The organism is Pseudomonas sp. LY-1, from assembly GCF_053502595.1.
Window position 1 is genome coordinate 35,334 of sequence record NZ_CP094354.1, and the last position, 26,800, is coordinate 62,133.

The 26,800-nt window shown below is 56.2% G+C and carries 29 protein-coding genes and 1 pseudogene; 16 read left to right on the forward strand and 14 right to left on the reverse strand.

Annotated features, from left to right (window positions below; all coding sequences use genetic code 11):
* Nucleotides 1-94: 94 nt before the first annotated feature.
* Both MOQ67_RS30905 and MOQ67_RS30910 read left to right on the forward strand, forming a co-directional pair.
* Nucleotides 95-505: a hypothetical protein gene (locus MOQ67_RS30905; RefSeq protein ID WP_033039634.1), complete on the forward strand. Its 411-nt coding sequence runs from the start codon at nt 95-97 to the stop codon at nt 503-505.
* Nucleotides 506-523: 18 nt separating this feature from the next.
* Nucleotides 524-712 carry a hypothetical protein gene (locus MOQ67_RS30910; RefSeq protein WP_033039631.1) on the forward strand — a complete coding sequence of 63 codons (189 nt, stop codon included), beginning with the start codon at nt 524-526 and terminating at the stop codon, nt 710-712.
* 423 nt (nt 713-1,135) lie between these two features.
* Here MOQ67_RS30910 and MOQ67_RS30915 read toward each other — a convergent pair.
* A protein-coding gene (locus MOQ67_RS30915; protein ID WP_096316580.1) for an IS3 family transposase occupies nt 1,136-2,505 on the reverse strand; the annotation gives its coding sequence in 2 pieces (ribosomal slippage) (nt 1,136-2,037 and nt 2,037-2,505; 1,371 coding nt in all).
* An 83-nt stretch (nt 2,506-2,588) separates the two neighbouring features.
* Here MOQ67_RS30915 and tnpA point away from each other — a divergent pair.
* The 3 genes from tnpA (at nt 2,589) to tnpC (ending at nt 4,840) form a co-directional block, all read left to right on the forward strand.
* A complete protein-coding gene (gene tnpA / locus MOQ67_RS30920) occupies nt 2,589-2,909 on the forward strand; it encodes an IS66-like element accessory protein TnpA (protein ID WP_065760315.1) in 321 nt (106 codons plus the stop codon).
* Entirely contained in the window at nt 2,906-3,241 is a 336-nt protein-coding gene (tnpB, locus tag MOQ67_RS30925) for an IS66 family insertion sequence element accessory protein TnpB (RefSeq protein WP_065760316.1), read from the forward strand. Before tnpA ends, tnpB begins: the two co-directional genes overlap by 4 nt.
* A 63-nt stretch (nt 3,242-3,304) precedes the next feature.
* On the forward strand, nt 3,305-4,840 hold the full coding sequence (tnpC, locus tag MOQ67_RS30930; protein WP_065760317.1) for an IS66 family transposase: 1,536 nt from the start codon (nt 3,305-3,307) through the stop codon (nt 4,838-4,840).
* An 85-nt stretch (nt 4,841-4,925) separates the two neighbouring features.
* Here the strand turns inward: tnpC and MOQ67_RS30935 are convergent, their stop codons facing one another.
* Nucleotides 4,926-5,336 carry a VOC family protein gene (locus MOQ67_RS30935; protein WP_065760318.1) on the reverse strand — a complete coding sequence of 137 codons (411 nt, stop codon included), beginning with the start codon at nt 5,334-5,336 and terminating at the stop codon, nt 4,926-4,928.
* Nucleotides 5,337-5,479: 143 nt separating this feature from the next.
* Here MOQ67_RS30935 and MOQ67_RS30940 point away from each other — a divergent pair.
* Both MOQ67_RS30940 and MOQ67_RS30945 read left to right on the forward strand, forming a co-directional pair.
* A pseudogene (locus MOQ67_RS30940) lies at nt 5,480-6,481 on the forward strand (phosphoadenosine phosphosulfate reductase domain-containing protein); the annotation flags it as partial.
* 33 nt (nt 6,482-6,514) lie between these two features.
* Nucleotides 6,515-7,369: a hypothetical protein gene (locus MOQ67_RS30945; protein ID WP_150053752.1), complete on the forward strand. Its 855-nt coding sequence runs from the start codon at nt 6,515-6,517 to the stop codon at nt 7,367-7,369.
* A 324-nt stretch (nt 7,370-7,693) separates the two neighbouring features.
* Here the strand turns inward: MOQ67_RS30945 and MOQ67_RS30950 are convergent, their stop codons facing one another.
* Genes MOQ67_RS30950 through MOQ67_RS30960 form a run of 3 tightly spaced genes read right to left on the reverse strand, consistent with a single transcriptional unit; the run spans nt 7,694 to nt 9,059 of the window.
* The gene (locus tag MOQ67_RS30950) at nt 7,694-7,888 is read right to left on the reverse strand and encodes a hypothetical protein (RefSeq protein ID WP_172691838.1); all 195 of its coding nucleotides are present in this window, start codon (nt 7,886-7,888) and stop codon (nt 7,694-7,696) included.
* A 34-nt stretch (nt 7,889-7,922) separates the two neighbouring features.
* Entirely contained in the window at nt 7,923-8,459 is a 537-nt protein-coding gene (locus MOQ67_RS30955) for a hypothetical protein (protein ID WP_172691839.1), read from the reverse strand.
* Nucleotides 8,460-8,471: 12 nt separating this feature from the next.
* Nucleotides 8,472-9,059, reverse strand: a complete 588-nt coding sequence (locus MOQ67_RS30960; RefSeq protein WP_016969806.1) for a hypothetical protein — start codon at nt 9,057-9,059, stop codon at nt 8,472-8,474.
* Nucleotides 9,060-9,282: 223 nt separating this feature from the next.
* Between MOQ67_RS30960 and MOQ67_RS30965 the strand changes: the two genes are divergently transcribed.
* A complete protein-coding gene (locus MOQ67_RS30965; RefSeq protein WP_016969805.1) occupies nt 9,283-10,173 on the forward strand; it encodes a hypothetical protein in 891 nt (296 codons plus the stop codon).
* Here the strand turns inward: MOQ67_RS30965 and MOQ67_RS30970 are convergent.
* From MOQ67_RS30970 to MOQ67_RS31000, 7 genes are all read right to left on the reverse strand, one after another.
* Complete coding sequence (locus MOQ67_RS30970; protein WP_083377955.1) at nt 10,152-12,092, reverse strand: AAA family ATPase; 1,941 nt, start codon at nt 12,090-12,092, stop codon at nt 10,152-10,154. The two genes, MOQ67_RS30965 and MOQ67_RS30970, sit on opposite strands and share 22 nt — an antisense overlap.
* Nucleotides 12,093-12,197: 105 nt before the next feature.
* Nucleotides 12,198-12,428 carry a hypothetical protein gene (locus MOQ67_RS30975; RefSeq protein ID WP_060765410.1) on the reverse strand — a complete coding sequence of 77 codons (231 nt, stop codon included), beginning with the start codon at nt 12,426-12,428 and terminating at the stop codon, nt 12,198-12,200.
* Between the two features lie 2 nt (nt 12,429-12,430).
* Nucleotides 12,431-13,822 (reverse strand): exodeoxyribonuclease VII large subunit, encoded by a 1,392-nt coding sequence (xseA, locus tag MOQ67_RS30980; RefSeq protein WP_060765411.1) that lies wholly within the window; start codon nt 13,820-13,822, stop codon nt 12,431-12,433.
* Nucleotides 13,809-14,021 (reverse strand): exodeoxyribonuclease VII small subunit, encoded by a 213-nt coding sequence (locus MOQ67_RS30985; protein WP_013100931.1) that lies wholly within the window; start codon nt 14,019-14,021, stop codon nt 13,809-13,811. Before MOQ67_RS30985 ends, xseA begins: the two co-directional genes overlap by 14 nt.
* A 73-nt stretch (nt 14,022-14,094) precedes the next feature.
* The gene (locus tag MOQ67_RS30990) at nt 14,095-14,724 is read right to left on the reverse strand and encodes a hypothetical protein (protein WP_013100930.1); all 630 of its coding nucleotides are present in this window, start codon (nt 14,722-14,724) and stop codon (nt 14,095-14,097) included.
* A 321-nt stretch (nt 14,725-15,045) separates the two neighbouring features.
* Nucleotides 15,046-15,753, reverse strand: a complete 708-nt coding sequence (locus MOQ67_RS30995; RefSeq protein WP_060765412.1) for a DUF2786 domain-containing protein — start codon at nt 15,751-15,753, stop codon at nt 15,046-15,048.
* 29 nt (nt 15,754-15,782) lie between these two features.
* Nucleotides 15,783-16,259 carry a hypothetical protein gene (locus MOQ67_RS31000; protein ID WP_011154398.1) on the reverse strand — a complete coding sequence of 159 codons (477 nt, stop codon included), beginning with the start codon at nt 16,257-16,259 and terminating at the stop codon, nt 15,783-15,785.
* 386 nt (nt 16,260-16,645) lie between these two features.
* On the opposite strand from MOQ67_RS31000, the gene MOQ67_RS31005 reads away from it, so the two are divergent.
* Entirely contained in the window at nt 16,646-16,906 is a 261-nt protein-coding gene (locus tag MOQ67_RS31005; protein WP_156796376.1) for a hypothetical protein, read from the forward strand.
* A 782-nt stretch (nt 16,907-17,688) separates the two neighbouring features.
* Here the strand turns inward: MOQ67_RS31005 and mobI are convergent.
* On the reverse strand, nt 17,689-18,183 hold the full coding sequence (gene mobI, locus MOQ67_RS31010) for a conjugative transfer protein MobI(A/C) (protein ID WP_013100926.1): 495 nt from the start codon (nt 18,181-18,183) through the stop codon (nt 17,689-17,691).
* 260 nt (nt 18,184-18,443) lie between these two features.
* Here mobI and MOQ67_RS31015 point away from each other — a divergent pair, with 260 nt between their 5' ends.
* The 7 genes from MOQ67_RS31015 (at nt 18,444) to MOQ67_RS31045 (ending at nt 23,604) form a co-directional block, all read left to right on the forward strand.
* Complete coding sequence (locus tag MOQ67_RS31015; protein WP_028621613.1) at nt 18,444-19,424, forward strand: ParM/StbA family protein; 981 nt, start codon at nt 18,444-18,446, stop codon at nt 19,422-19,424.
* A gap of 36 nt (nt 19,425-19,460) precedes the next feature.
* Nucleotides 19,461-19,733, forward strand: coding sequence for a hypothetical protein (locus tag MOQ67_RS31020; protein ID WP_080922816.1), 273 nt, complete (start codon nt 19,461-19,463; stop codon nt 19,731-19,733).
* Nucleotides 19,726-20,295 carry a transglycosylase SLT domain-containing protein gene (locus tag MOQ67_RS31025; RefSeq protein WP_013100924.1) on the forward strand — a complete coding sequence of 190 codons (570 nt, stop codon included), beginning with the start codon at nt 19,726-19,728 and terminating at the stop codon, nt 20,293-20,295. Before MOQ67_RS31020 ends, MOQ67_RS31025 begins: the two co-directional genes overlap by 8 nt.
* A gap of 10 nt (nt 20,296-20,305) precedes the next feature.
* Nucleotides 20,306-21,340 carry a hypothetical protein gene (locus MOQ67_RS31030; protein WP_013100922.1) on the forward strand — a complete coding sequence of 345 codons (1,035 nt, stop codon included), beginning with the start codon at nt 20,306-20,308 and terminating at the stop codon, nt 21,338-21,340.
* Between the two features lie 82 nt (nt 21,341-21,422).
* Nucleotides 21,423-22,724 (forward strand): RNA-guided endonuclease InsQ/TnpB family protein, encoded by a 1,302-nt coding sequence (locus MOQ67_RS31035; protein ID WP_028621615.1) that lies wholly within the window; start codon nt 21,423-21,425, stop codon nt 22,722-22,724.
* Between the two features lie 18 nt (nt 22,725-22,742).
* Entirely contained in the window at nt 22,743-23,114 is a 372-nt protein-coding gene (locus MOQ67_RS31040) for a hypothetical protein (RefSeq protein WP_169715582.1), read from the forward strand.
* Nucleotides 23,115-23,298: 184 nt separating this feature from the next.
* Nucleotides 23,299-23,604: a hypothetical protein gene (locus tag MOQ67_RS31045; protein ID WP_043859881.1), complete on the forward strand. Its 306-nt coding sequence runs from the start codon at nt 23,299-23,301 to the stop codon at nt 23,602-23,604.
* Nucleotides 23,605-23,631: 27 nt separating this feature from the next.
* On the opposite strand, the gene MOQ67_RS31050 is transcribed toward MOQ67_RS31045, so the two are convergent.
* Nucleotides 23,632-26,790, reverse strand: coding sequence for a conjugal transfer protein TraG N-terminal domain-containing protein (locus tag MOQ67_RS31050; protein WP_047297001.1), 3,159 nt, complete (start codon nt 26,788-26,790; stop codon nt 23,632-23,634).
* Between the last annotated feature and the right edge of the window lie 10 nt (nt 26,791-26,800).

Sequence of the window (26,800 nt, forward strand, 5' to 3'; positions counted from 1 at the left end):
AGGGCGAACCCCGTTAATGCCCACGCCCCGCTTAGCGGGGCTGGGGTCATAGGAGAGGGCCACTTTCGGGCCTCACAATGAAGAAGGACACATCATGGCAACTGAATCTCCGTTTCTGAAGCACCGAGAGATCTTGCTCCACCAATCCTACAGCGCCGCTGGCGCGCTCCAAGATTTTGCCCTGAGCTGCTACAACGGCCAGCTAGGGCAGTTCCGGGGTGACGCCCTGGCCAACTTCGACCAACAGCACTTCGCAATTTTTGTCGAGATGGCCACCTACTACCACCAGCACCGCGAGAATGATCCACACTTGCTCGAGGTCGGCGCGGCCATCTGGGCGGATCGTCGTGATCGCGGGCGAAAGCACTTGGCCGAGCTAGCCGAGCACCGTGCGATCAACCCGAAAGAGTACCCGGACGGCTCGGAGCGAGATTATTTCGACCAGTTGGATTGGCTGAACCGGCAAACTGAACGCATGAAAGCGAAGGGCTGGATCGACGAATAAAACTGAATGGAGACCACGATGGCAAACGCACCCAGCGAGTTGATGCAGCAACAAGATGACCCTGTGTGGTTCGTGGAGGAGCGCCAGCTGAACGGCGACTGGATCGCCATCGACCGCGCGGACGATCAGGCCGAAGCCGAAGCGAAGTTGAGCCATGCCGAGAACTGCCTTCCAGGCACGTACCGTCTGAATCGGTCGGATTGGTGAGCCCGGCCACGCAAGAGCCATCCCATCCAGGAGAAGCGCAGCCAAGTAGCAGCCGATCGTGCTCTGTTTCCTGTAGATGATTTCTCCTCGGCTTCCTCCTGTCGCAGGGAGGAGCCGCCTCCACCGCCCATCAGTTGGGATTTCCCGTTGCCGCCGTAGGCTGAGTCTGTAGGCACCAGGTAGGTGCTCAGAGGACAGCCAATGCACCCGTCAATCTCCCGCGCACACCAGTTCGACGACCAGGTAGTTATCCCGGCACTGGGCCAGCAGCTCACCCTGCTTGGGTTCGAGCCTGAGCCTGCTGTGCTGGCAGAGGGAACCTATTTCGATGGTAAGCGTCCGGCGAACTCACCTTCCGAACTCCAGCATTAAGGGCGATGGTGTCCGCGTATTTTGATCTGACCCCGAAATGTTGGACGCCTTCTATGCCCGCCGTGCTTGAGTCCTGTATTCCACAGGGCTCAGGCCACTTAGCTTCAGCCTGATTCGCGAATGATTGTAGTAGTGTATGTAGTCCTCTATACCTGCTTCAAGCTCATCGAGACTGTTGAATTTGTTCAGGTAAAAGAACTCGGATTTCAACGTGCCAAAAAAGCTTTCCATAGCCGCATTGTCATAGCAATTTCCTTTGCGGGACATGCTTGGCTTTACCGCACGCTCGTTCAGCACGCGGCGGTAGATAGGCATCCGGTACTGCCATCCCTGGTCGGAATGCAAAATTGGTTTATCGCGTGGCCGCAGCCTCTCAAAAGCTTGCCGTAGCATCGCACCAACCATGTCGAACAGCGGGCGCCTCGCGGTCTTGAAGGCGATTATTTCGCCGTTATAGAGGTCAAGGATCGGCGAGAGATAAAGCTTCTGCCCCCCGACCCGAAACTCCGTCACATCGGTTACCCATTTCTGGTTCGGTCGTTTGGCATCGAACTTCCGTTTCAGCAGGTTCGGCGCTACCTGACCCTCTTCGCCTCTGTAGGCCCGGTATTTCTTTATGCGCACACGGCTTTTCAACTGAAGCTCGCCCATGAGGCGCTGAACAGTCTTGTGGTTCACGAGGTGGCCAGCTCGCCGAACGGCAGCAGTGATACGGCGATAGCCATATCGGCCCTTGTGCTCGTCGAAAATTGAGCAAATTCTGGACTTCAGCACCGCGTATTTATCAACGGATTGCTGCACCTTTTGTTGATAGTAAAAAGTGCTACGGGCCAGGCCAGCCAATTTCAGAAGGCCTTCCAGAGGGTGCTCCTGCCTCAGTTCAATCACGATTTGCGCTTTTTCCGCTGCGCTGCTCGTTCCTTCGCTTGAACCAAGGCATCGAGCTTTTTTAAATAAGCAATTTCCATCCGCAACTGGCTCAATTCGGCCAGCAAATCATCGCGCGTACGAGCTTCATCGTCCGAAGATTCAAGCTGAATGGACGGGATGGGGTTTGTCATTTTTTTGTGAAGTCCGCTTCCTGGCTGCCGGGACAAGGCCTCCAAACCGCCTTCATCATACCTGCGCTCCCATTCGCCAATGATGTCGGATTTCCGGATATCAAACAGGGCAGCGACTTGGCGATAGGACAGCTCTTCCTCTCGCATGCGCTGCAAAACATTCAGCTTGAACTCAGGGCTGTAGTTCTTCTTTCTCTTACTTTTGAGGCCTGCGGCACCAAGCGCCTGATATGCCGCGATCCACTTTCGAAGCGATGAAGCATCTACCCCATGACGATGCGCGACCTCTCTGTGACCTGCGCTCCCCGAGCAGTAATCTTCAACAACCGACAATTTCGTCTGCTCTGTGTATTTTTTCATGACACCCCCCAATGTTGATGTCCAACATTTCGGGGTCAGATCATTTTTAAGCGGACGCGATCACCCTTATCGCCAGGATTTTCATGCGCCAACGAAGCTCTTATCCGAAACCATTCAAAGCTCAGGTCGTTCAGGAATGCCTGCAACCTGGCGCGACGGTGTCCAGTGTCGCCATCAGCCACGGCATCAATGCCAACGTCATCCGCAAATGGATGCCGCTCTATCGAGATCAGCCCGCAGCGACCTCACTGCCGGCCTTCGTCCCGCTAAAAGCCGCACCTAAACGGCCAGTCGAAATGTCAGTGATCATCGAATTGCCCATGGCCGGGCAAGTGATCACGGTGAAATGGCCAACCTCAGATCCCGAGGGATGCGCGCAATTTATCCGGGCTGTCGCTCAATGATCCGCATTGATGCGATCTGGCTGGCCACCGAGCCGATGGACATGCGCGCCGGTACCGAAACCGCATTAGCCCGGGTGATCGCGGTGTTTGGTGCGGCGAAGCCGCACTGCGCTTATCTGTTCGCCAATCGTCGGGCTAACCGGATGAAAGTGCTAGTGCACGATGGCGTCGGCGTCTGGCTTGCAGCGCGTCGACTGAACCAAGGCAAGTTCCACTGGCCCGGTATTCGCAATGGCTGCGAGGTCGAACTCGATAACGACCAACTTCAGGCGTTAGTTCTGGGCCTGCCGTGGCAGCGTGTTGGCGCCGGCGGTGTGATTAGCATGCTGTAAACGCCGGCCATTTGGCCGGTCTACTTGTCGTCGCCCTGCGCCTGCTCTGGCACAATCGGCGGCATGACTTTCTCGCCCAACCTCGACCAGATGACCCCGGAACAGCTTCGCGCCTTGGCGGCACAGGCGTTGCAGTTGCAGTCCCAGGTCGAGGCGATGAGCAGGAAGATCCAAAACGATCAAACCGTCATTGAGCAGCTCACTTACGAAATTGCCCTGCTCAAACGCCACAAGTTTGCCAAGCGCAGCGAGCAAATCAGCCCGGCGCAAAGCAGCTTGCTGGATGACCTGCTCGACACAGACCTTGAAGCTATTGAGGCCGAGCTAAAACAGCTCCTCCCAGCTGCGCCACAGGCCGAACCACGGCAATCCCCGAAACGTGCGCCCTTGCCGCCGCAGTTTCCACGCACGGTGATTCGTCACGAACCCGAAAACACCCAGTGCGCCTGTGGCTGCCAACTTCAACGCATCGGTGAAGACGTCAGCGAGAAGCTGGATTACACGCCGGGCGTGTTTACCGTCGAGCAACATGTGCGTGGTAAATGGGCCTGCCGTCAGTGCGAAACCCTGATTCAGGCGCCGGTGCCAGCCCAGGTTATCGACAAAGGTATCCCGACCGCAGGTTTGTTGGCCCACGTGATGGTGGCCAAGTTTGCCGACTACTTGCCGCTGTACCGGCAGGAGAAAATTTTTGGCCGCGCCGGGCTGGCGATTGCTCGCTCGACCTTGGCGCAGTGGGTTGGACAAACCGGCGTGCGACTCCAGCCGCTGGTCGATGCGTTGCATGAAGCTATGCTGAAACAGGGCGTGATCCACGCCGACGAGACACCGGTACAGATGCTTGCGCCAGGCGAGAAGAAAACCCACCGGGCCTATGTCTGGGCCTACAGCACGACGCCGTTTTCGGCGCTCAAAGCGGTTGTTTACGACTTCAGCCCAAGCCGTGCTGGCGAACATGCACGCAACTTCCTGGGCGACTGGAACGGCAAGCTGGTCTGCGACGACTTCGCTGGCTACAAAGCCGGGTTTGAGCAAGGCATCACTGAAATCGGCTGCATGGCCCACGCCCGTCGCAAGTTCTTTGATCTGCACGTGGCGAATAAAAGCCAGCTGGCTGAACAGGCCCTGCACTCGATCAGCGGCTTGTACGAGGTCGAACGCCAAGCGTGGGACATGAGCGATGAAGACCGCTGGCGAATACGCCAGGAAATGGCGGTGCCGATCATCAAAACACTGCATGACTGGATGTTGGCCCAGCGAGACCTGGTGCCCAATGGATCAGCCACGGCCAAAGCCCTCGATTACAGCCTGAAACGCTGGGTAGCGCTGTCGCGCTACCTCGATGACGGGGCCGTACCCATAGACAACAACTGGGCAGAGAACCAGATCCGGCCTTGGGCTCTTGGACGCAAGAACTGGCTCTTCGCAGGATCGCTACGCAGTGGAAAACGGGCGGCGGCGATCATGAGTTTGATCCAGTCAGCACGGCTGAATGGGCATGATCCGTATGTTTACTTGAAGGACGTTCTCACGCGCCTGCCGACGCAGCGGGCTAGTGAAATTACAGAGCTACTGCCGCACAAATGGATGCTAGCTTGAGCCGATATGAGGGCTGCAGACGTTGAACAGTGCACTTGAATCCTGAAAAACATGTCGGATATTCAGCAGCGTTTGCGAGGGACAGTCAGTCGAAAAACTCCATCTCGCTATAAGGGTGACTTCGGCATGTAGCCAATCGTGATTTCAAATCACCAACATGAGCTTCCAGTTGATGGCCATCTGGGTCAAGGAAGTAGAGAGAGTCACCTTCACTCTTGTCTTGCCTCCAAAGCGGAACATTCAGTTCACGCAGACGTTGGGAGAATTCGGCGAAGTTTTTCTGATCAATAGAAAAGGCATAGTGCGTGTAATTACGTTGCATGTCTTCTGCGCGCACACTATCACTAGAGAGACAGAGCCAGAGATCACCCAGGCTAAGATACGCCCCAGTCTTCCAGCGCGCAGACAATTTGAAGCCCAGCGTTTCCTCATAAAAGGCAATGCTGCGGGGCAAGCTGCATACGGCGAGAGTGAGATGATTGAAGCCAGTCAGCATGAAGATCGCCTGAGACAGATGGACGGCTAGAATGTAGATCAGACAGGATGAAATGTCATCTTTAGCTGCAATGAAGCTCAGCCCCTAGTGCTACACACCAGAATCATCAACCCAAGAGATCGTAAAGGTGGGGTGCCCGGACGGTTACTTTCGATGCGCCGACAGTGGATCTGGACAGCTATGACCACGTTGTAGTCTGTGTGTCTGGCAAGGACAGCATCGCTTGCCTGCTGGCACTGATCGAACAGGGTGTGGATCTGCGTCGTGTTGAGCTCTGGCACCATCGGGTGGATGGTGCAGAGGGGAGCACCCTCATGGACTGGGCTTTCAATGACAGTTTCATCGAGAAGTTCGCAGCTGCATTCAATCTGCCGCTCTATTTCTCCTGGTTGCAGGGTGGCATCGAGGGCGAATTGCTCAAGATGGACGCCTACTCCAAGCCTCACATGGTCGAAACTCCAGGCGGAATTATCTGCTTGGATCGGGATACCAGTCGGACATCACCGGCGACCCGCCGCCGGTTTCCTCAGCAAAGCGCCAGCCTGACAACACGCTGGTGTAGCTCCGCAGCCAAGATCGATGTAGGCCGTAGGGCCATCACCAATCAGGAACGCTTTCTCGGTACCAAGACCTTGTTCGTCACAGGTGAGCGCCGTGCTGAGTCGAGCAACCGCAGCAAATACAATCAGCTGGAACCTCACGCCGTCGACCGGCGCAAGGGTCGCCTCGGCCGGCACGTAGATGCTTGGCGACCGGTGCTGCACTACAGCGAAGAACAGGTGTGGGAGCTGCTTTCTCGTCACCGAGTGGAGGCACCTGTCCCCTATCGCTTGGGCTGGGGTCGCTTCAGCTGCATGACGTGCATCTACAACTCCCCGAAGGTATGGGCCACCATCAAAAAATACTTCCCTGAGCGGGTTACCCCGATAGCCGGTTACGAGGACGAGTTTGGGTGCACTATCAGCCGGCAGAAAATCAACGTGGTGGATCTGTCGGCCACAGCGGAAGCGTTCGATATCACCGATCTGGACGCACTTGCCCAGGCGCGCCAGCGCGAGTACGTACTGCCGATATTCACGCCAGAGGGCAAAGCCTGGCAGTTGCCAGCTGGAGCATTCGTAACCGAAGGCTGCGGATCGGTTTAAAAAACTCCTCCTCGAGACTCGTCGGCCGAGAGCATGATTGCCAAGGAAGGCGGCGAGTACGACTGGCTCAAGCCCCTGAACGACTTGCGGAACTACATCAAGGCCCGCCACTTCGATCCGAGCGCTCGATGCTGGCTGGCGCGCACGATTGATAAGGAAACGGGGACGATAAAAATCGCTCCGAATTCCTACTCGCCGGCATTCACCAAAGAGCTGTTGGGAATCATGCTCACGATCCAGCTCGACGAGTTTGACGCCGCCCAGCAAGCCGGTATCAAACCGCGCTTCACGCTCCTGGATATCCAGCAACTGCTGGCGGTCGAAGCGCTTTGGGGTCGGTATGGATACCAGAAGCCGTTTACCGCAATGAGAGTGTTCCTGGAGGTCTACGAGCAAGGTGTTCGCTATGAGATCCCAGATATCGCGGCGCTGCCAAAGTACACCGAGGCAGATCTGCGATACCCCGAGGTCGAGGTGCCGTTCTGTGATGATCAGTACCAGGGAATGTTCAACGGCCTGCGCAGTATTTCCCATGCTGCTGCCGATGCTGAGTTCCTGACCACAACACGCAGTGGCATGGTGGTCATGGACGTGGTGACCAGCAGCGGATTCGAGATCGATCGCGAAGGTGCAGAGCTGTTCGTGAACTTCGAGCTGGATAACGCCCTGTCCCGCGTGACCTTCGACCAGTCTCCGACTGCGGGGCTGCATTACCTGATGGGGTTGGGAACCATCGCGATCTACAAGGGCGACCATGGCGACTGGGATCGGATGATGCGGATGTCCAACCAGATTTTCAGAAGCGATCTTCAGCCCATCCTGCATGACCGCACTGCGCTGATAACCCGCCTGGGCGGTAACTCATTGGGCCAGATCGATCTGTTCTGATCGTTCCGCTCGGCTACGCATTGGTTGGCTTGGGATTTTCGTGCCGATCGGCATGATTCGGCTCGAACTCAACCCAGAGGACACATCCCATGCCGCGCCAAACTCTGCCACTCGCTCTGCTCGCAATTCTCACCAGCGGTTGTACAAGCGCGCCGATACAAAACCAGGCGTTGCCTACCGAGGTGAGGTCGACCGCAAGGATCGCGCCGGGTTGCATCCAACTCGCTGATGGATGGCACTGCCAGGAATTGGTACCTGCCTCGAAAGCCGAGTCGATGGATCGCCAGCGAGTACCCGGCATTCTGTTGTAGTTGACCATCCCTCTTAGCGAGGGATGGCCTGCCCGGCGGCGGCGTTCAGGACTGCATCGCACCGCCGATTCAGCAGGTCGTGCAGCAGTTCGGCGTCATTGGCCGCATCCACGCAATCGCGGTGGAGCGCATTCTCCAAACTGCTCTTCAGCCAGTAGCTGGTTTCAGGGTTGCTGAGTACCGCTTGAATTTCTTCGTTGATGGCCACTGTTCGATTCCTCTGTCCGGAAGGCGTTGTGTGCTCAGCGATTCACTGCCGGAGCACTGGGGAGGTTGCGGTTTTCCTGCGGAGCCATCGGTTGCCCCATCAGCTCAAACGCCGGCGAAATGAACTCGGCTGTCATGGCCTCGGAAAGCGCCTCCAGCTCGAAGTCGGTCACCTGAAAGCTCCCTGGCCAGATCCTGATGAGTGCCGATTTTCGTGCGACAAGGAATTTCTCCTGTTTGAGCATGGCCTCGTTGACGGCGATACCAACAGCCTCGACAAGCGCATCGCGGCTCCTGAAGAAATGAGTCATGGAGGAAAACGGGCAGTCGATCGGCACTCCGTCGACGATCATTTGATTCGGCTTCAGGTCGATGACGACGCGATTCGCCACCACTTTCCGCTCCGTCCACTCAAGAAACCAAGCCCCGAGAGCGCCAGCAGCAGCGACGATGCCGGCTACTACCCAGGTTCCTTGGCTGGGTGCTTCTACGTCAGGTAACGCAGCAAGCGAGCCCAGTAACGGGAGGGGCAGTATCGCCATCCCCAGTAGGGCTTTCGACAGATCATTCATTATGCGTCCTCGCTAAAAATTGCACGTCGTCGTGTGCGCTTCAACTGCATAACCGCGGCTTGCAGTAATCAGTTGCACCTTACTTTCCAATAACTCGGCGATGATCTTGATCGCTGCCTGACCTCCCAAGCTGTACAGGTGTGCGTCTGCTTCTAGCTCGAACAGGCGTGTCGTACGATCCGGCGTTGTCATGATCAGCAGCAGTACCTGCTGCATGACATGCTCAAACGCCACCTCACAGAGTCGGCGACACAGACCAGTCTTACGGTGAACCGGCGCAAGATAAATGGCCTTGAGCATCAGATGAAAGCTGGTCTCGCCTTTGCTCTGGAGTGCTGTCAACTCAAGGGAACACAGCCCAGCCAAATTGTTGCCAACCCAGATCTCGTGGCACCCTTCGGCCGGGAAATTTGTAGGCGATAGAAGATCACCTTGTGGGCGATCTGATTCGTCGAAAATCCGCGCCCTTTGCGGTGGTGTTGAGAGGCGGTAAGTAACCATCACTGCTCTGCTCATAGGCTCCCCACCAGGATGGTCGTCGAGGTGCAGTACCGCTGGTTGGAGTTCCGGCAGTAGTTTGATCAGGTCAATATCTTTCATAAGGGAAACCGTTGGATCGCTGATGTCGGCCGATTATTCCACGCCGTCAGCGCCAGCAAGGCCGTAATCAGGTCGTAAAGCGGTCAGAAAACGTTCTCCCTACTCAGGGGGATAATTTCTATCTGGAGTGCTTGTATCTGGCCCTATCAGGCATTGCGCCAGCGGCCGTTGGGATTTCGGTAGGAAATGAGACGGTGGCCACCTCCTACCAGGAACCACCAGCATGGAAATCAACCGCCTCCCCGCTTGGCTTCAGGCTTACCGCGATGGCCATCGTCAAGGCAATGCCCAAGCGCTAGCAGCCTATGCCGATTACTACTGCATGGACGGGTCAGCCGACATGGAGCTGGATATTGAGGAGCGGCTTGGCTACATCCCTCCGCCGATGGTCTCGTATGCAAGCCGAACGGGCACACGCCGCAACCTCGCAGCAATGCGCGGGGCGGGTTGGCGTTTACTCGTTTCTGCGGCCGGGGTTCTGCGCACTGAGGGGTTCGAGCATTACGCCTTGGACAACGGAGCGTGGAGCGCTTTCCAGCAGGGCACGCCGTTCGATGAGCGTGCTTTCGGCCGTGCCGTGGATCTTCTTGGCGAAGACGCTGACTGGGTTGTCCTACCTGACATCGTGGCAGGTGGAATGGAGTCGCTGGATTTCAGCCTGCGCTGGCTGGATCGGCTAAAGGGATTCCCTCAAAGGTTGCTCATTGCTGTGCAGGATGGAATGGAGCCAGACGATGTGCGTGAGTTCTTGAGCCCATCCGTAGGGATATTTCTCGGAGGGAGCACCCCTTGGAAGCTGCAAACCATGGCTGCCTGGGGTGTCCTTTCTCGTCGCCGCAACTGCTACTACCACGTTGGCCGGGTCAACAGCGCTCGACGGATCGGAATGTGCGCTGCCGCCAGTGCTAATTCCTTCGACGGTACCAGCGTGACACGCTTCGCCGACACGCTGCCTGCGCTCCATGCCGCGCTGTGCTATGCCGATGACCAGGGTGATCTTTTCTCTCTAGCGAAGGAGGACGTTGCAGCCACGCCATTCAATTGCTGTTGGCCGCTGCCTTCGAGACAGCACTGTTTTCATGGAGCCCACCATCATGAAGATGGGGTTATCTGAGCTTTCGCTGCCGTGGACATATCAGACGCCCAGTCCCGGAGATAACCAGGAACGATGAGCTTGTGACGAGCTCTCGATCCACCCGTGTAAAGGGCTGCAAAAGCCCTGCTCGCCGCAATGCGGTCACCAGGCCCTACTTGACTGAGCAAGTCTGGCGCGAGCATCACAGCGTCGATCTCTGAATTGCGTGCGTCCATGACCCGGCCGAGCTGTAGCGGGGCTGTCCCTGACGCATCGAGGTTGAGTAACGATGCCTCGAACTCTGATGAGCTATAGCCCTTACTGAGCATCCGGTCGATGCGCTGAAAGCTACTATTTTTGCTGCCCATGTCCGCCCGGAGATCATCCCAGTTGGTGTACCTGAAGAGCGCGCTGTGGGTTGGCCGTACCTGATCATGGAACAGGCCAATGCAATCGAGAATGAACCGGCGGAAAGTGTTGATTGCTCCAGGTAGCAAGCTGAAGGTCGCGCCAGCGCTCCCCAGGCGCTGAAACCACTCGAATAATCCCCACTCGGAATCAACCAGTATCGTCACGGCCCCGGTGGGAACCTCTGGCTTGTCGTAGTAGACAACCTTTGTCTCGATGCCGTTGTTGCCCTCGAGCGAAGCCAATTTCAGTATCGGGTGTTTGTCGATGAGGGGGTTTATGACTCCCTCGATCTGCCGGCCGGCGCGAATGGAGTGGGTGATCTCGTGCTTGCGGAGTGTGCTAGCCCGTTGGTAGTAGCTCCCATCCAGGCGCTGGCATGCGTCACCCAGGGTAATCACGGGCTGGGTACAGCGGTCGAGAAATACCGAGAGTGGCCAGCTCAGGTCGTGAGCTTCATCGACAATGATGTGGGTGAACTCCAGACCTATGACCGCCTCATGAAGAAGGGTCATGTGCTTGATTCGGTGATAGCCGCGAAGCGGGAGCTGAAGGCGCTGATCGGTTGGTTCTATGGTCTGGTCCCACAGCCTTTGCGCATACCCTACCAGTACCAAGCGATCTACGGCATCGAGGGTAAGCCCTTTGGGGATGTGCTGCTCTGATAAGGCAAGGTCAGTGCTGTTGCAAAAGGAGGCAACCATCCTCGCGCAGGCCGTGGCTACTTGGGCTGGACTGAGCCTACTTATCGACCCGAAGCCTAACCGGGAAGCGATGTCTTCCGGGGTAACCTGGTGCCGAGCGGATGCCCGCTTGCCCGGCCTGTAATAACCGACACTTCGTTCAAGCACGTAGTTGGCGAGATCTCCGAACGTCATTCCTCTCACGTTCGCGGCTCCGATTCGCTGCATCAAGGCCTGGAGCTGCACCGCGGTGAACGCCAGCACGAGTGGTCGACATGATGAAAGCGAGTCCACCAAGCGTTCGATCATGTGGGTCTTGCCGGTACCAGCCAGGCCCTGGATATGGATGCTCTCATCGGGTTCGGCGTGAATAACGCGAAACGTCCGGCTCTGCTGATTCGACAGAGAAATTGTTTTCCCCGATGGGGTCTCGAACGAATGCTTGAGCGGGTTGAGCTTTTGGGTGTGCGCTGCACAGAAGTTGAAGTCCCAGTGGCCACCATTCAGGAATTGCGTCGCGTCCAGCGTCTCCTCATCCAGGAAGCGCAGCCGCAGCCGAGGCATAAGCGCCAGCCCTCGCTCAAACAACTCTCGCTTAAATCGGCCGGCAATCAGGCTAGAAAACGTACCAGGTGGATGCGTTTGGCTCAGTTCCGTTCCAACTGAGATCAACTCGGCCAGGGCCTTCTCAACGAGCATTTCGCTTTTCGGCTTTCCGTCCAGGGCCGGTAAATTCTGGATGACAGCCACCGAAGCCACTTGGGGCACGTCCCACTGCCCCAGTAGGACACGAGCAGAACTACTCGGATCAACCAAGATGTCGGCCTGTGAAGCCAGCAGTGGGATGTAAAGAACCGGGTCGCTCACACTTTTATCTCGGTGAAATGAACATCGTCGACCGCCACCAGCACTATCGCCGGCGGCGGGCCCAGCTATCCAGTGTATGCCAGGCCAGCCGAAGGTCACACTTTCTCAACGCCGGTACCAGTTGAGCTGGTAGCACCTGGCGTCCTCGGGAATCTGATCGGGTGGCCAGCGCAGGCAATCCAGATACAGGCGCTCAGGTTTGCTTGGGCTGGGCCGAGTAGCCTGCACCAGGTAGGCCGAGCCACCGGAAGTGAGGATGTAGTCGCCAGCGCTCAGGTCGCCAGCGCCATCGATGTACAGCTTGCATGGGGTGTAAGGTTGGCCGCGACTAGCCATATTCAGCGATCCTCAACTGCGGCGATGACATGGCCATCGGCGAAGGCCAGATCCAGCTTGCCTGCATCGCGAGCCTGCTGGGCACTGCTGATTATCTCCCCACCAGGGCCACGGACTAAGGCAAAGCCTCTCCCGAGCAGTGCAAGCGGATTTGTCTTGTCGTAGACCGTGCATGCAAGCTCCAGGCGCGAAATTTCCTTGGCGATCAGCGCCCTACTCAGAGAGGCTACCCTCGAGGCGGCAAACAGCCCCCTTTGGCGCTCAGCTACACACAGACCAGCCCCGAGCCTTGAAAATCGATCCTGCGCGAGCTGGAGGGCCATGCGCTGTTGGCTGAGGAGGCGGTCCCGGCCTTTGTCGAGGCTGCTTTGCTGTTGCAACAGTTGCCGATGCTCCCCATGGAGCGTTTCCGTCACCCGCCGGCTGAAGGTGCTCCAAGCGCGATCCAGATGCGGGGCTTGCCCAGACACCAGGCGCAAGATCATGCCGTTGGCCCGCTCGACCTGAGCCCGAGCAGTTGAGGCCTCAGACATGAGCGCTGTTTTGATGAACCCGATGACCTTCGATGGTGTGTCGAACCGGCGGTGTGCCACGAGGTCAAGCACGCATTCGTCGATCTCGTGCCCAATGCCGGTGAATACCGGAACAGGCAACCGGCACACCCAAGCCGCAAGGTTCGCGTCGTTGAGCCAGGCCAGATCGCTTTTCGCCCCACCCCCGCGGATGATGCATACGGCGTCGAATGGCTGCTGTTGATGTTGCTCATGAACCGTCCGCAACGCAGAGCGGATGCTGTCTGATGCATCACGCCCCTGGAACGTCGCTGAGAAATACTCGAAGCCGCACACCTCGGCCGCAGCCAACTGCTCTGCATCACGCCGAAAATCGGCCAGCCCAGCAGCCTCGTGCGGAGCCACAACCGCAACGCGCCAGAACCCCCCTGGAGAGGGAAGTCCCCGCTGTAGGTCGAACCACTGCCGCTCCTTCAGGGAGGCAATGATCTTCTGCATCTTGGCCTGCATGTCACCCAGCGTGTAGCTCGGGTCGATGCCGGTGACCATCAGGGAGAAGCCAAACTGAGGGGAAAAATCCGCCCTCACTTTCAGCAGGACGTTCATTCCTGCTTGGGGCAGGCCTCCGGTTGCCTGCTGCCACTCACCAAGTACCTTGCCGGCGACGTTCGCAAACATGGTGCACCGTGCCTTCGCGACCTCGGCTCCCTCACGCGACTCCAAGATGTCCATGTAGCAGTGGCCGTTCGGGCGGCGCTTGAAGTCACTGAGTTCTGCAACAACCCAGCAGCTGTCTGGCACCGCAGCACGGATGGCCTTCTGGATCTGGGTAAGGTATGCGCTGAGAGTGAGGTGCTGCTCAATCGGATCAGGTGCGCTCACCGGCCTGTCCCTCTTCAGCGCCCAAGGTTGCTTGAACAACGCCCTCGATGCGGGTAAGCCGGTCGGCGCAGAACTTACGGGCATCCGCAAATTCGCGAGCAAGGGTCTCCAACTCGTCGATGCTCACTTCATTGCGCTCCAGGCGCTTTACCGTCTGGTCGATGAAGGCGATGTTGGCTTCGTAGGTATCTCGGCTCATGTGGGAAGTCCTGGGGAAGATGGGATCAATCAACGTGCCGATTGTCGCAGCTTCCCCAAAAGACCCAACCCTATCAGCCTTCAGGCTGAACCCACGTTGTCTGACCCTCTGGGATCACGCCTCGATTGCAGCCGTATTTGGACAGGTACAACACCCTGCTCTGCCGCAACCAGGCCTCAACGGTTGGAACGATCATCGCGGCATACTCGGCAAGGCTCGGGTGTTTCTTCCAGTCTCCATTGCCGATCGCGGATTCCAGCGAACGGTCATACCAGGCGTTGACCAGCTGCTCGACTCCAGCCAGTTCCTCGCCGGCGGACGGTGCGGAATGGATCAGGTTATGCGCCTCGCGTTTCCTTTGCTCTCGGGTGGCATGTGCAGCTGGTAACGCTCCAAGGGAGAAAAGAGCGTCCTCAAAATTGAGGTGACGCTTCTCGTGAGTAGTCGAGTCCTCGGCTACATCGGGGACGAACGAAAAGCGGCAGAGCTTGCAGTAGACCACGCCACCGTCCTTCCGCTCGTAGTGCTGCTCTAACGAGCGAGCGACCCACTTACGAACTTCGTGATAGCTGCGTGCTTGAAGATGATGCTGCGCCATCAGGTTGAGGCGCTGCGCATGGCTCAGTCCTGGGTGAAGGGCCTTTGCCTGTTTGGCGAGCTTTTTGAGGTTTTCGATATCGCGGAGTGTGATTGGGTTTTGCATACGGCAGCCTCCAAAGGCTGATGCTCTGTGTCCACTTCGGAGCACCCATAAGGGTTCCGTTGGTTTGTCGGTAGTGCTTTCGCTTTGCCAATGTGGACGGCAGGCACCTACCCGTGTGCCGAGAGGAATATCTCTGTCTCGATTGCGAACGTCAAGTGTAATGTCGAATTTCGCCCGGCTGGTTGAAATTTGAGCATCGCCGGGGGAGCGTTCCCAGACCGCCACGCCAGGACTTTATCCACAGGCTTACCCCCACTTTCAGGGGACAAACCTCGGGCGAAAAAAATCCCGCTCGAGCGGGACTTATTCCTGGGCCCTGCGTCATTCCAACTCCAACTGCCTGTGCTCGTCACGCCCCATGGGTTTGTGCAGAGAAACGCTTTCACCGTCCCTTTTGCCCTGAATGTAGGCTCGGTACGCATCCATATCCAGTTTTCGGCGTTTCATCTTTGTGACCGGAACACCTGGATAATTTCTCTGCGTATAAGCGTGGATTGCCCTTTCCACTTCTTCCGTAACGCCGGAAAATTCCTCTACTCGTTTGTGTACGCCGATGATCCATGCTTCCGCATACAGCACCCCCGCTTTGCGCCTTTGAACTGTGCCCTGAATACTGACTCCTGAGAGGTATTTTCTCTTGGAGTCTTTCAGTTGCCGGATAAGCACCTCATACGCATAGGCCGACATTTCAGCGCTACCGATTTCTCCAATAAAAATCAGCGATTGCCCGTCAGGGCCATAGCTGTAGAAACTCACACAGCCAAACGCTTTAGAAACCGTCATCGACAACATGCGAATCCATTGTGGCGGAACGCTTTTGGCTTTACCGATCCGCAGGGAAAATTCTTCCGTCTGGGTGGCATGCACATCGCCTATCTCCAGCTTGAACTTATCCATAAGTTTGCGGGCTTGCCGCATTGCTGCTTCGGCCTCATGCGGGTTGCTGGATTTGGCGAGCGCAAAACATTTCTTGATTCTGTCCAGTGCGCGAGCGCGCTTATTCTTGTCTCCAGTCGCGCACTCACTCACCGCTCAATCCTCCGCTTCGCGACACGTTATTAAGCATGACGCTTCAGCGACAACCAATATCTCCCCGTATTGGGGTTGCTCAGCAAGTATACTTGCTCCATCCCCTCAAAGGAGGTGTCCAACTTTTGGACGCCAGCCCCGAAATACTCCCCCAAACGCGACAACACTTTTTCCTGTTCTGCTTGCGGCTGGTCTTTAAGTTCATCGAGAACCATCTTCAGCTCTGTGATAGCGGCGGCAAAAAACGTTCTTGCTCGCAACGCATCCGCTTGCCCGAGCGTTGACTCGTATTCACTAAGCACTACCGCCATCGCCATAGAACTACGCTCACGCAACCCTGCGCACTCCTGAGTGAGTACGATTGCAATTAGGAGATCATGACTGCCCGGAATGTCTGCATGCAGCACCTCCAATATTTCCTCAGACCACTCCTTATCCGCAGGGAGGTTGTATCCTTCAAGAGAAAAACTACCGCTGGCCCCGATCAACTCATTAACGCCGTACATAAAATCCCCTTGTCCCTAAATTTGTGGTTCACCTTAACAACATGCATCCATCCGCTTCGCGACACGTTTAAAAGCGCACGAACGCAGCATCGAACTAGATCTTCCTGTTTGATTCGTAACTGATTCGGTTCATCAGGCAGTAGTCGACAGTGTATCCATCTATCCGGGTAACGATTTCCCCAGTCAAATCGAGCAGAGCAGATGCCCCTGCGTAAAATCCAATTCCGCCGCTGGCATATTTTCCGCTCCGAATCTGGAATCCTTTGGCGTCAGTGATGGATACGCCGGATATTTCGTGCCATAGGAGAAATACACCCTCCCCGTACAGGCCGTCATCCCGCACTGAAAAAAGAACCTGCCGGAGTTGGCTCCCATGGGCAACGCCTATGAAATCGCCGTTTGGTAGCACCGGCGGGAATAACCTGCCGTCATCTCTTTTTCTAAACTCCAAATGTCACCGCCTGTTCATTGCCGTGTTTCGCCGGCTCTTTATGTTCGATATCACGCTGGTGACAACCAATGCTGACTTGATCGACAAGCTTACGCAGCAAGCGATGCCGGTAATGCACATGCCAGTGAAAACCATCCCGTGGATTGCTGATGTCCATGCTCCGAGGTATGGCAGGTTCGCGAAGATCATTCGCTAGGCCCTCCCCTTACGCTCGCAGATTTGCCAGCCAAGGCTTTCATCGCCGCCCGCAGTTTCGCGCAGTCGGTTTTCGCATCGCTGAGTACATACCTCGATCCGTAGTAGGTCAGCCAGGCGGTTGCTAACCCGGCACTCAACGCGCCGATTGATCCAAGCAGTAGTTCCAGTTGTTCGCTCCCGAGCATGAGATTTACTCCCTCTCAATCCTGGCTGCTTACTCCAGCCCGCAAATTTGCGCTGTGCCAATGCTCCCACCATCGCAATCAATCCCAAGGATTTAGTGCGCTCCGAATCCGCTGCCCGCCCTCTACCTGCCCGCAGGTGCTTGCTCACTTCCGTTACACCCCCTTCACCCGCTTCGCGACACAGGTTCAGGAAAACCACCCTCACACCACCTCGCTTGCTTATGGGAGTCTGACGGTTCACCTCACATAGAGAGAAAATCGCATTGGGGCTAGTTTCATGCGCGCCGCTCTGAAAGGCCCGCGCAACGGGGCGTGTAGCGATATCCACGTCAGATGGTTGCCGTGAAGGGGTGTCGTCATCGCCAAAGGGGTGTCGTGAAGGGGTGTTGTGAAGGGGTGTTGCTGGACTGAAACGCCCGCCCGCTAAGGCGTCGCGGCTATTCAGCCGGGTCAGTTTGCAGCAAACGGTACTGTGAAGAGGTGTCGTCATCGTCGAAGGGTGTCGTGAAGGGGTGTCGTGAAGAGGTGTTGTAGGTCGGAGCCCTTGATTTTGTTGGGCTCCACCATTTTTCGGCACAGTTCCCAGGCGACTCGCTTAGTCGGACGTTGCGGGGTAATCATGAGTGATGAACGCAGAAATCGAGCCGTCAACCACGCCAGCTTTCTTCACCGCAGGGACAAGCTGACGGCGGACTCGCTGAATGACCGAGCACGTTTCCCGGATCTCGGCGAGCTGGATTTCGTAGGCCCGAACGATGTTCTTCAAGGGCTCCTTGACGAATGAGAACGACGAGACCGGGTACTTGCTTCCCTGACCCTTATTGATTGTCCGGATGACCCGCGGTTTCTTGGCTTCGCCTTCCTTGAGCCTCGGCAAAATGACTTTCGCCCATTCGATGGTGACGGCATTCGGGCTGGATTGCCGGATACGGATCACGATCGGTATGTGCCCTGGCTTACCTGCGTGCAGTGAAAGGGCTGTCTGGAAGAAAGAGTCGCGCAGCTCCTCCGCTCGGCCGACAAGGCTGGAATAGACGCGATCAAGCTCCGCTACTGCTGGGTGCTTGGGGGCTTCAGAGGGTGAGTTCATATGTTGCTCCTTTGTGGATGGGAGCATTTTGCGGGTCGACAGAGAAGGCGTGGATCGTTTTCAGACGCTAAAACGTCCTGAAAACGAAGCCCAAAGCTTTCAGGAAGGCTGATTATTACGGTGCGTCGTCATCTGGTGACCGGGTGATGCAGATATAGCGCTTGGGATTCTTTGGATGTGGGGTTTCATGTGCTGCGGGGTCATTCGCGTCGTCATCTGACGCACTTCTTTTGTCATTTTTTGCTGGGAGCGGCATTCGAATGGGTAACGCCTTAGGTCTGGATATTGGTTACAGCAACGTGATTGGCGTTTTTGGCAGTGGGGATGGGCATCCGGAGTCGATTATTCGCCCCTCGCAGGCCGCTCCCTTGAGCGTTCTGCCTGGGGATTCTGGGTTACGCGCTGGTGAAGTAATCGTGGAGGTTGATGGAGCGCCCTGGGTGGCATTTGCCGCGCCCGGCCGTGTTCAGGATGGACGAGAACTGCACGAGGATTACACGTCTTCGCACGCCTATGAGGCCCTGTTTAAGGGAGCTCTGCTGCATGCTGCGGGTGATAAAGACGTGATTGACTGCTTAGTAACTGGCCTTCCTGTCTCGCAGGCTCGCGATAAGGCCTATGTGGAAGCCCTAGTAAAGCGTATGACTGGGACGCATCGCATTACGCCAAAGCGAGAGGTTACCGTTAAGCGAGTAGAGGTTGTTGCTCAGCCGATCGGGACTCTGACAGAGATCTACTGCAACTCAGATGCATCGGAAGTTATTGAGGAGTCAGTTTCGATCATTATCGATCCGGGATTTTTCAGTGTTGATTGGGTCGTATTTGACCATCGCGAGCTGGTAGTCAACTCCAGCAGCAGCAGCCTCAAGGCTATGTCTGTTGTACTTGAAGCGTGCAATGAAGAGATTGCGAAGGATCATGGCGGTATTCCTGGCGTAGAAAAGATTGAACATGCGCTCCAGTCGGGTAAGTCATACATCCTGATTTATGGCCGCAAGGTTGAACTTGCAGAATATCTAGAGCGTGCTGCCGAACGTGTTATCCCATCCGTTTTCACTGAGATTAAGCAAGGACTTCGATTCCTGAAGGGCCGTGCTATCGACTGTGTGATCCTCGGCGGCGGGGGAGCCTCATTGTATGAGCCATTTGCCAGAAAAGAATTTCCCGATGCATTGGTAGTCAAGCCCGTGAACAGCGTAAAAAGCAATGCCGAAGGTTTCTGGCATATCGCACGCTCTTAATTTAACGGGTGCGCAAGGACGCGCTAAGGAGGGAATGTGGATAAAACGATGAGACTACAATGTCGAGTCACGCCAGCGACACAAGAATTGCACGCGCATCTTGAAACTATTGACCCCGATTATCGGGGTAAAAGACTTGTTGCAATGGCAGCGCTATATCTAAGCATGATTAGTGCGACCGAAGATGCTAAAAGCAAGCAAGCAGATACTCAGCAAGATAATATTGTTGCTGATGACAAAAAGGAACAGGTCAGTAATGAGCCAGCCTCTCGTCCAGTTGCCAGCTGGATAAGGGGGGCAAATGTTTAATATCCGTATCAGTTCTTTTATTGCAGTATCTGCATGCATTGCCATAGGTACTTCAGTGAGCGCTAAAGCTAATGGCTTTTCATTAAAAGGAACGATGTGGGAGCGAGCGTCAATGGCCTCCGCATGCAAGCCGGACCCTCTGCTTCTATATTCACTAGCTCTAAAGGAATCTAAAACATCTGCCGGAAAAGGGATGATTGCACCACACCCGTTTGCGCTTCGCAATGAACCTAGTGGCGCTCTGTACCCTAATACCTACATGGATGCCAAGGCTGTACTCGGCAAATATATTGCCGAAGACATCCTCACCGACATAGGGATTATGCAAATAAACTATCGTTGGAACGGCAATAGAGTAGCGCGCCCGGAGTTTCTTCTTGACCCCGAGGTGAACATCCGCGTTGGTGCTCAGATACTTTGCGAGTCGATTGCTCAATATCCTGTCGATATGCAACTTGCTATTGGTGGGTACCATACACGAAACCCAAAGCGTGAACTTGACGCACGCGAGTATGCGAGTAATGTGCTCAGCATTTGGCGTTCACTACAGCGTTTAAAGTAAGGGCAGGGACATGCGAGTTAAGATCAACGCATCGATGATACAAATGGGCCTGCGCTGGCTGACATCTGGCTTGCGGGATTTCAATGTCATTCTCGCCGAGCAGCGCTTGACTCAAAGCGATATGGTTTGGCTTTCGTCTTTGAGCGCGAACCAGCGTCAGTTGAACGCTGTAGATGCCCTTCCCGTTTCTCTCTACCGTGTTCACTACAACACCCTGAAAGTCGGCAGGGGCTACCTGGACGATGAGGAGTTCAGGGAGATTGGCAACAAGATGGTCATGTTCATGGAGTTTTGTCATTTCTCCCGCGTCAACGAAACAAGCCCTATTCTGGCTGTAGGCCTCGACGATGTTGGGTATCGGGTGTTCGAGGCAGGATCTTTCGACTCTCGCATGATGCTGGTGAGCCGCGGCGGGTTCTCGATTGGCACCAGGTGCAACCTCAGGAAGCTGAGGATGAACTTATCATCGCCAGATGATCAACTGAGAGACGTGACCACCGTATTGCTTGGCGACCTTCGGTACTTCCTGAAGCCTGGCGTAAGTGGCATAGGCCGGGTTAAAGACTATCCGTCTACGATGCCCCTCGATGTGGTTGCGACCGAGTTGCTTCAGCAGAAGCTACAGCCGAAGCTGGTCGCGCAATGGACAGGATTGAATGCAGACGAGGTAGTTCGGATGAAGCGCTCCTTGCTACGGGATACCCCCCTTGTCCAGTCCCAAAGCGGGCGCATACAGGCACCGAATAAGACACTGGCTGAAAGCCCTCTTCACAGCCTGCTCTACCTCACTGTGTACAGGCTGCTCGCCGACAATCCTCTTCGGCGGACGAATGCTCGCGCGGTGGTTGCGGCTCATCGTGAGTATGTGGAGCTGTGTAAAGCGGTTGGCGTCGAGGCCAGCGATATGATCTCCCCTTCCAATGGCTACCAGCTCAGCAACGCAATGAAGACCGGAGACATCACTCTCACCCCATGCAGCAAGTGCAAGGAGATCAATGCTCGTTACGCGCTCAAGCCCGGCCGATGCATCTGGTGCAACCACTGAACATCCTCTGCCAGGCCCGTAGCCAGGCGGCATGCCAAGCGGACGACTTGGGTTATGGGTGAGATGCTGTAGGGTCGGAAGCATGCAAAGGCGAAAAGTGACCTTTAGGCTTTACCCCAATGTCAGCCAGCAAGAACGGCTGGACGGCTGGGTGCGCCTGCACGCCGAACTGTACAACGCTGCGCTTCAGGAGCGCATCGAGGCGTACCGCAAAGCTGGTATCAGTATCAGCTACTACGACCAACAGAACACGTTACCCGTCATAAAACAGTTTCGGCCGGAGCTGGTCGAGCTGGGTAGTCATGCCCTGCAAGAGACCCTGCGCCGACTGGATCGAGCCTTTCAGGCGTTCTTTCGCCGGGTCAAAGCTGGCCAGTCACCGGGATTTCCCCGCTTCAAATCCAGCGCCCGCTACTCGGGCTTCTCCTACCCCGATCCAGCCGGCTGGAAGCTCCAGCAGCTCGGCCAGCGCGGCGGCACGTTGCGGCTGGGCAGCGGCAAGGGCGCGATGATGATTCGTCTGCGGGGCCGCCACCGTTTCGCCGATTTCACGCCGAATGACCTGACCCTCAGCCGCCGCCGCAATCACGCCACCGGCCAAGATCAGTGGTATGCCTCGATCACCCTACGGGTGCCCGAGTCCGCCTGTCGGCGTGAGCGAACAGGCGACGATGCAATTGGTATCGACCTGGGCGTCAGTCACTGGGCCAACTTTGATGATGGCAGCCAGATCGAAAACCCCCGCTGGCTGCGCGAGGCGCTGCCCCAGTTGGCCAACCTGCAACGACAACGCGCCAGAAGGAAGCGGGGTTCGCACCGCTATCGGCTGCTAAGCCAGGAAATCATCCGTCTGCACCAGCGCATTGCAGATGGACGGCGCGACTTCCTGCATAAACAAACGACTTCCCTGGTGCAGCGCTGCGCCCTGATCGCCACGGAAGAACTGCAACCCCAGAACATGAGCCGCAGCGCTAAGGGCACGGTTGAGAAACCGGGCCGTCGCGTGCGGCAAAAGGCTGGACTGAACCGGGAAATTCTCTCGGCCGGCTTCAGCATGGCGCATCAGATGCTCACCTACAAAGCGCACGAAGCTGGTTCCGTTTTGCATCTGTCCGATACGCGCCGATTAAAACCCTCGCAGCGCTGTTCAGCCTGCTGGGCCATCGTGCCCAAACTGCTCAGTGAGCGCATGCACCGCTGTGCCTGTGGCTGCGTGCTGCCGAGGGATCAGAACAGCGCCAGGGTCGTACTGCTCGACGCCTGGATACTGCAAGACACGCCTGGGACGGGCGTGACGGCGAGACTCAAGCCGCTGTCCGCGCAAGCGGTCAAGCCCAAGTCAACGACCCGCGAAATTCCGACGACAACCGCACATGCGGTTTAGTGGCGGAAGAGTTCATTGGTGAACGAGATGCGAAACGACAAAGTTGAGTGCCAGTGCTGCAAGAAAATGATGGTCCCGAAGGTGGTCACTAGCGCCCCCTTCTACATCAGCGGCGTCCCCGTTGGTGGCCGGGACCCGGAGTCTTCGGTTTGTCCGTTTTGCCTGTCGCCCAAGTGGATGCTGACTGAGCAGCAGGTTCTCACTGGAGCAAAAGCGAATGCTGAGTTTTTTGGCATCATGGTGTTGCTTCTGATCAACATCGTCGTGTTCGCCCGCTTGGGTGCCGAGGCGTTGGGCGTGAGCCTTGGCCTGTCTGTTTTGATGTTCCTGTTGCGGGAGCGAATTGCCATCGCGGTGAAGGGTTGGCTGGCCGAACTCTTCAAGGGATGAATTGGGCAGTCGATAGAGAGAAAGGTTTCGTTGTGCGCCAGGCTCGCCCGCAGTCGCGAAGGTGAGGTGTCTACCCATCCAGGGAGAGGCCTGCCCTAGCCAGTTCCTGCCATTACGTAGATTCGCTTGGGTTTACAGCGCGCTGTGAGATTCTTAGGGTAAGAACTTTCGAGGGGTGAACGAGATGCGAAACGACAAGGCTGAGTGCCAATGCTGCAAGAAAATGATGGTTCCACGTGTGGTTATGGAGCGATCGATTTATGTCGATGGTGTGCAGGTCGGGGGTGAGAAGCCTCTCAAAAGCATCTGCCCCTTCTGTTTGAGCGAGGAGTGGAATGGGATGCCTCGGAAAAGCGGGCTTGCTCGCTTGCGTCGTGATGCCATTCTTGGGCTTCGAGCGATTTCTTTGGAGCTGACTATCATTGGTGGAATCGCCCTCTTTTTCGCTGTCATGGCGATCTACCGATTTGTCTTTGTCGGCTTCAACTAAAAAGGGGCTATAAAGCCCCTTTTTTACTCATTCGATTGACGGTCTCCTCGGTCCGCTGGCCTGTTTGGGTTGTTCAGCATTTTCAATTGCCGCAGGTCTAAAGTTTTTGGGCAGGGGATTGTGACGATTGCCCGCAGCGACAGTTTCCACAACCGGCCGGTCAGCAGATGTTCCATCACTTCCTGCTGCCTGGTACGTCAATGAAGCATGGACGCCCTTCGCATAGTCTTCATCCCCGCCAGACGCGATCATGGCTTCCGAGTAGGTGTGGTAGGAGGACCACTGATAAATATCAGAGTCCGTTGGCATGCCTGCCCGGCTAGCTGCTCGAAGTGCGGCTTGGCTATCTGTCAGCCCCAGTTGCTGCCCTTCAGAAACGTCATTGCTGAATTGTGTGTTCTCGTTGCCAGCCAGGAAGTTCGTAAGCGTTTTGCCGCCCGACTGGATGCTCTGAACCGCCGATGCGGCCTTGATCATCAAGCCCTTATCATCGTAGTTCTTACCGAAGGTCGATAGTTGCTGCGCGGCCTCTGAATCTGCCGCCCCTCTAACATCCTCACTGTTGCGAGCATGCGCGAGTTGTGGGGCTAGGCTGTTCTCCGCATGACGGTTTCCGACAAGCTCAGCACCTTGGTCTTCAGCCGCTTCCTTAGCAGAAATGTTCATGTCCTGAGCACCTGCATATGCGTCACTGTTACCCTGCCATCTTGAATTGAACTCGCCTTGCAAACCTGAGTTCCCGGCCGTTGCTGCGCCGGCTTTGTCTGCTATGTTTGCAAACTCTCCCGCATTACCCTGAGCTACGTTGAAGTCGAATGGATTGAATTGGCTCATGACCAATTCGCCGAGCCTGCCTTGCTGGTTAATCGCCCGGATTGCCGCCATCGCCCTCTGCTCGTCCGTATTCGACGACATATCTTTGATGCTTTGGCTATTAAATGCTTCAGCGAAGAGCTTTTTCCCTTCATCAGTTGCACCAGCCATGCGCTGAAGTTCTAAGCCAGACTCTGCTCGAGATACCCCGCCTCTCGATAGCGACTTGATCGCTGCATCGCGAAGATTGAGGCCTTGACTTGCCCTGATGGTGTCTTGCTGAGAAGCCGCTTGGCTGTACGTATTCTGTGCCTGTAGAGCTTCAGTGCGGCTTTGATTTATCTGATCAGTGTTGCTAACACTACTTTGGGCCATCGACGAGTCACGGAAGGCATCACCGGTGGCAAATGTCAGGTCACGGGTGTTAGCGCTCTCCACGGAAGAACTTAACTGCGAGAGAGATTTTTCGGCAGTTCGACGCTCTGTGCCGCTCATTTCGGAAAGCGACTTGCCATCACTGGTTTTGAGGTTGGCCATGATGCCTTTCAGGCCGGCTTGCCCACCAAGCGCTGAGGCTGCGGTTGCCATGTTTATCGACGACTCAGAGAAACCACTGCTTCGAAGATTCTCAACTGCCTGGTTATAGGAAGAGCTTTGCTTGAGAGCATCGCTAGCTTTGATGCTTTCGCCCATTTGCGTCATCGCTTCGCGCCCCGTACTCGTCGAGGCTAGTTGCTGGCCTGCCGCTGAGAGGTTGCTCTGGTACTGGCTCGTGGCCGTTTGCGAGGCGGTTTGGGCGCTCTGAAGGACTGCACTCGCAGCTTGGTCGCCGGTTATCGTCTCAGCAAGCTGCGGCGATCCCGTTCTGCTCACCCCGGAGCTTACCTGGTCGGAAGTAAACGAGGCATTTTGACTGAGAACAGGTGCGCTATCCTGGGCCCGAGGATTCACGTCTTCGGACTTGAATTTGTCGCCTGCCGTCATTTGGCTCATGACGCTGTTGGCAACCATGGCAGAGCCGGAAACGATGAACAGTGCCAATGGAGGCACGGACGCCGCAAGCAGACCGCCAATACCCAGTGCCTTGCCGATGGCTTTGTCTATGTCCATGAGTTGGAGCATTGCGAAACCAGAACCTGTGGGGTCGTAGCCGTTGAATACGGCTTCCATCTGGGAGCCTGCATACCAGAGGGTAAAAGCATTCACGATACTCAACAGCGGCATCCACAAACCCACCGCCAGCGGCAACACGAGATACTTGCCGAGGATAGAAAGGCCAGGCCCACCCAGGAGCAAAGCAAAGGCCATGAACGGCGTCATCGCATAGAGCATGCCCTCGAAGAAGGCGATCATCGGTCTCATGTAGTGTTTGAAGCTGTCGCCCTTCCCCGCCCATTGAATTTCTTGCTGGTTGAGCGATTCGCGAAGAGCCATTGCGGCTCTTTGCTCTTGCCAATGGTTCATGGCATCGACACGGGAATCGTTGAAAATCGGCGCAATTAGCGAAGTCAAAACGTAGTCCTGAGCCGACTTGCTACTCAGTGCGAGGCTCTGAATAGCTTGGTCAGTAGCGGCTTGAACCTGGATACCGCTGGTCATGCGGTTGGTCTTGGCCTCTTCGCTGAACCCTTTCTGGAGAATGTCCTCTAGCACGTCTGTATAGACGTTCTGCAAATGGGCGTTGAGAAACGACCGCGCCTCTGCACAGCTTTTCATGGTGCCGGCGGTACCGTCATAGACGTAGATGAACATCGATGAGTTCTGGTTTGACAGCACCTCCGCCCAGCCAGGCGATCGGTACAGGTCGGTCAAGGTCTTATCCGTTCTCAGCGCCACGGGGTTCAGTGAACAGAATGTCATGTACTCGTTCACCGATCGGGGCAGATCCCACCCGTCCGCTTTTCGGTAGTTTTGGAAGCCGTCCAGTGCCATCGGGTTCCGAAGAGCGTCGCGCACTTTCGACAATGTGCTCAGACTCGAGAACAGCCCGTAGTCGGTCATGCTTGGAGTAGAAAATGCCTGCTCCGCGGTTTTTGTAATGCCGTAGGCCACCGTTGAGATGACTGAGCCGACAAAGGCAGGGCCAAGAGGCACGTTGTCCACCACCCGCACCTGCGACGACACCGTATCCTCGATAACAGTGGTGGCTGTAGGGCCGTAGAACATCATGTAAAGGACGAGCACAAGGCCCGCCTTTCCGAAGGTAATGGCCTGGTTATTGAAAACAGCTTGGAACGCCAACAGAAATAAGCCTATCAGCGCGCCAATACGGGCAAGGTCTTCTGCGTCACCGCTGCCTGTGATCATTGCGCAGGCATTGAGCATGATCTCAAGGAACTCGGCGCTGCCTGTCGTGTAGATAGTGAAGTCCATGGATATCTCC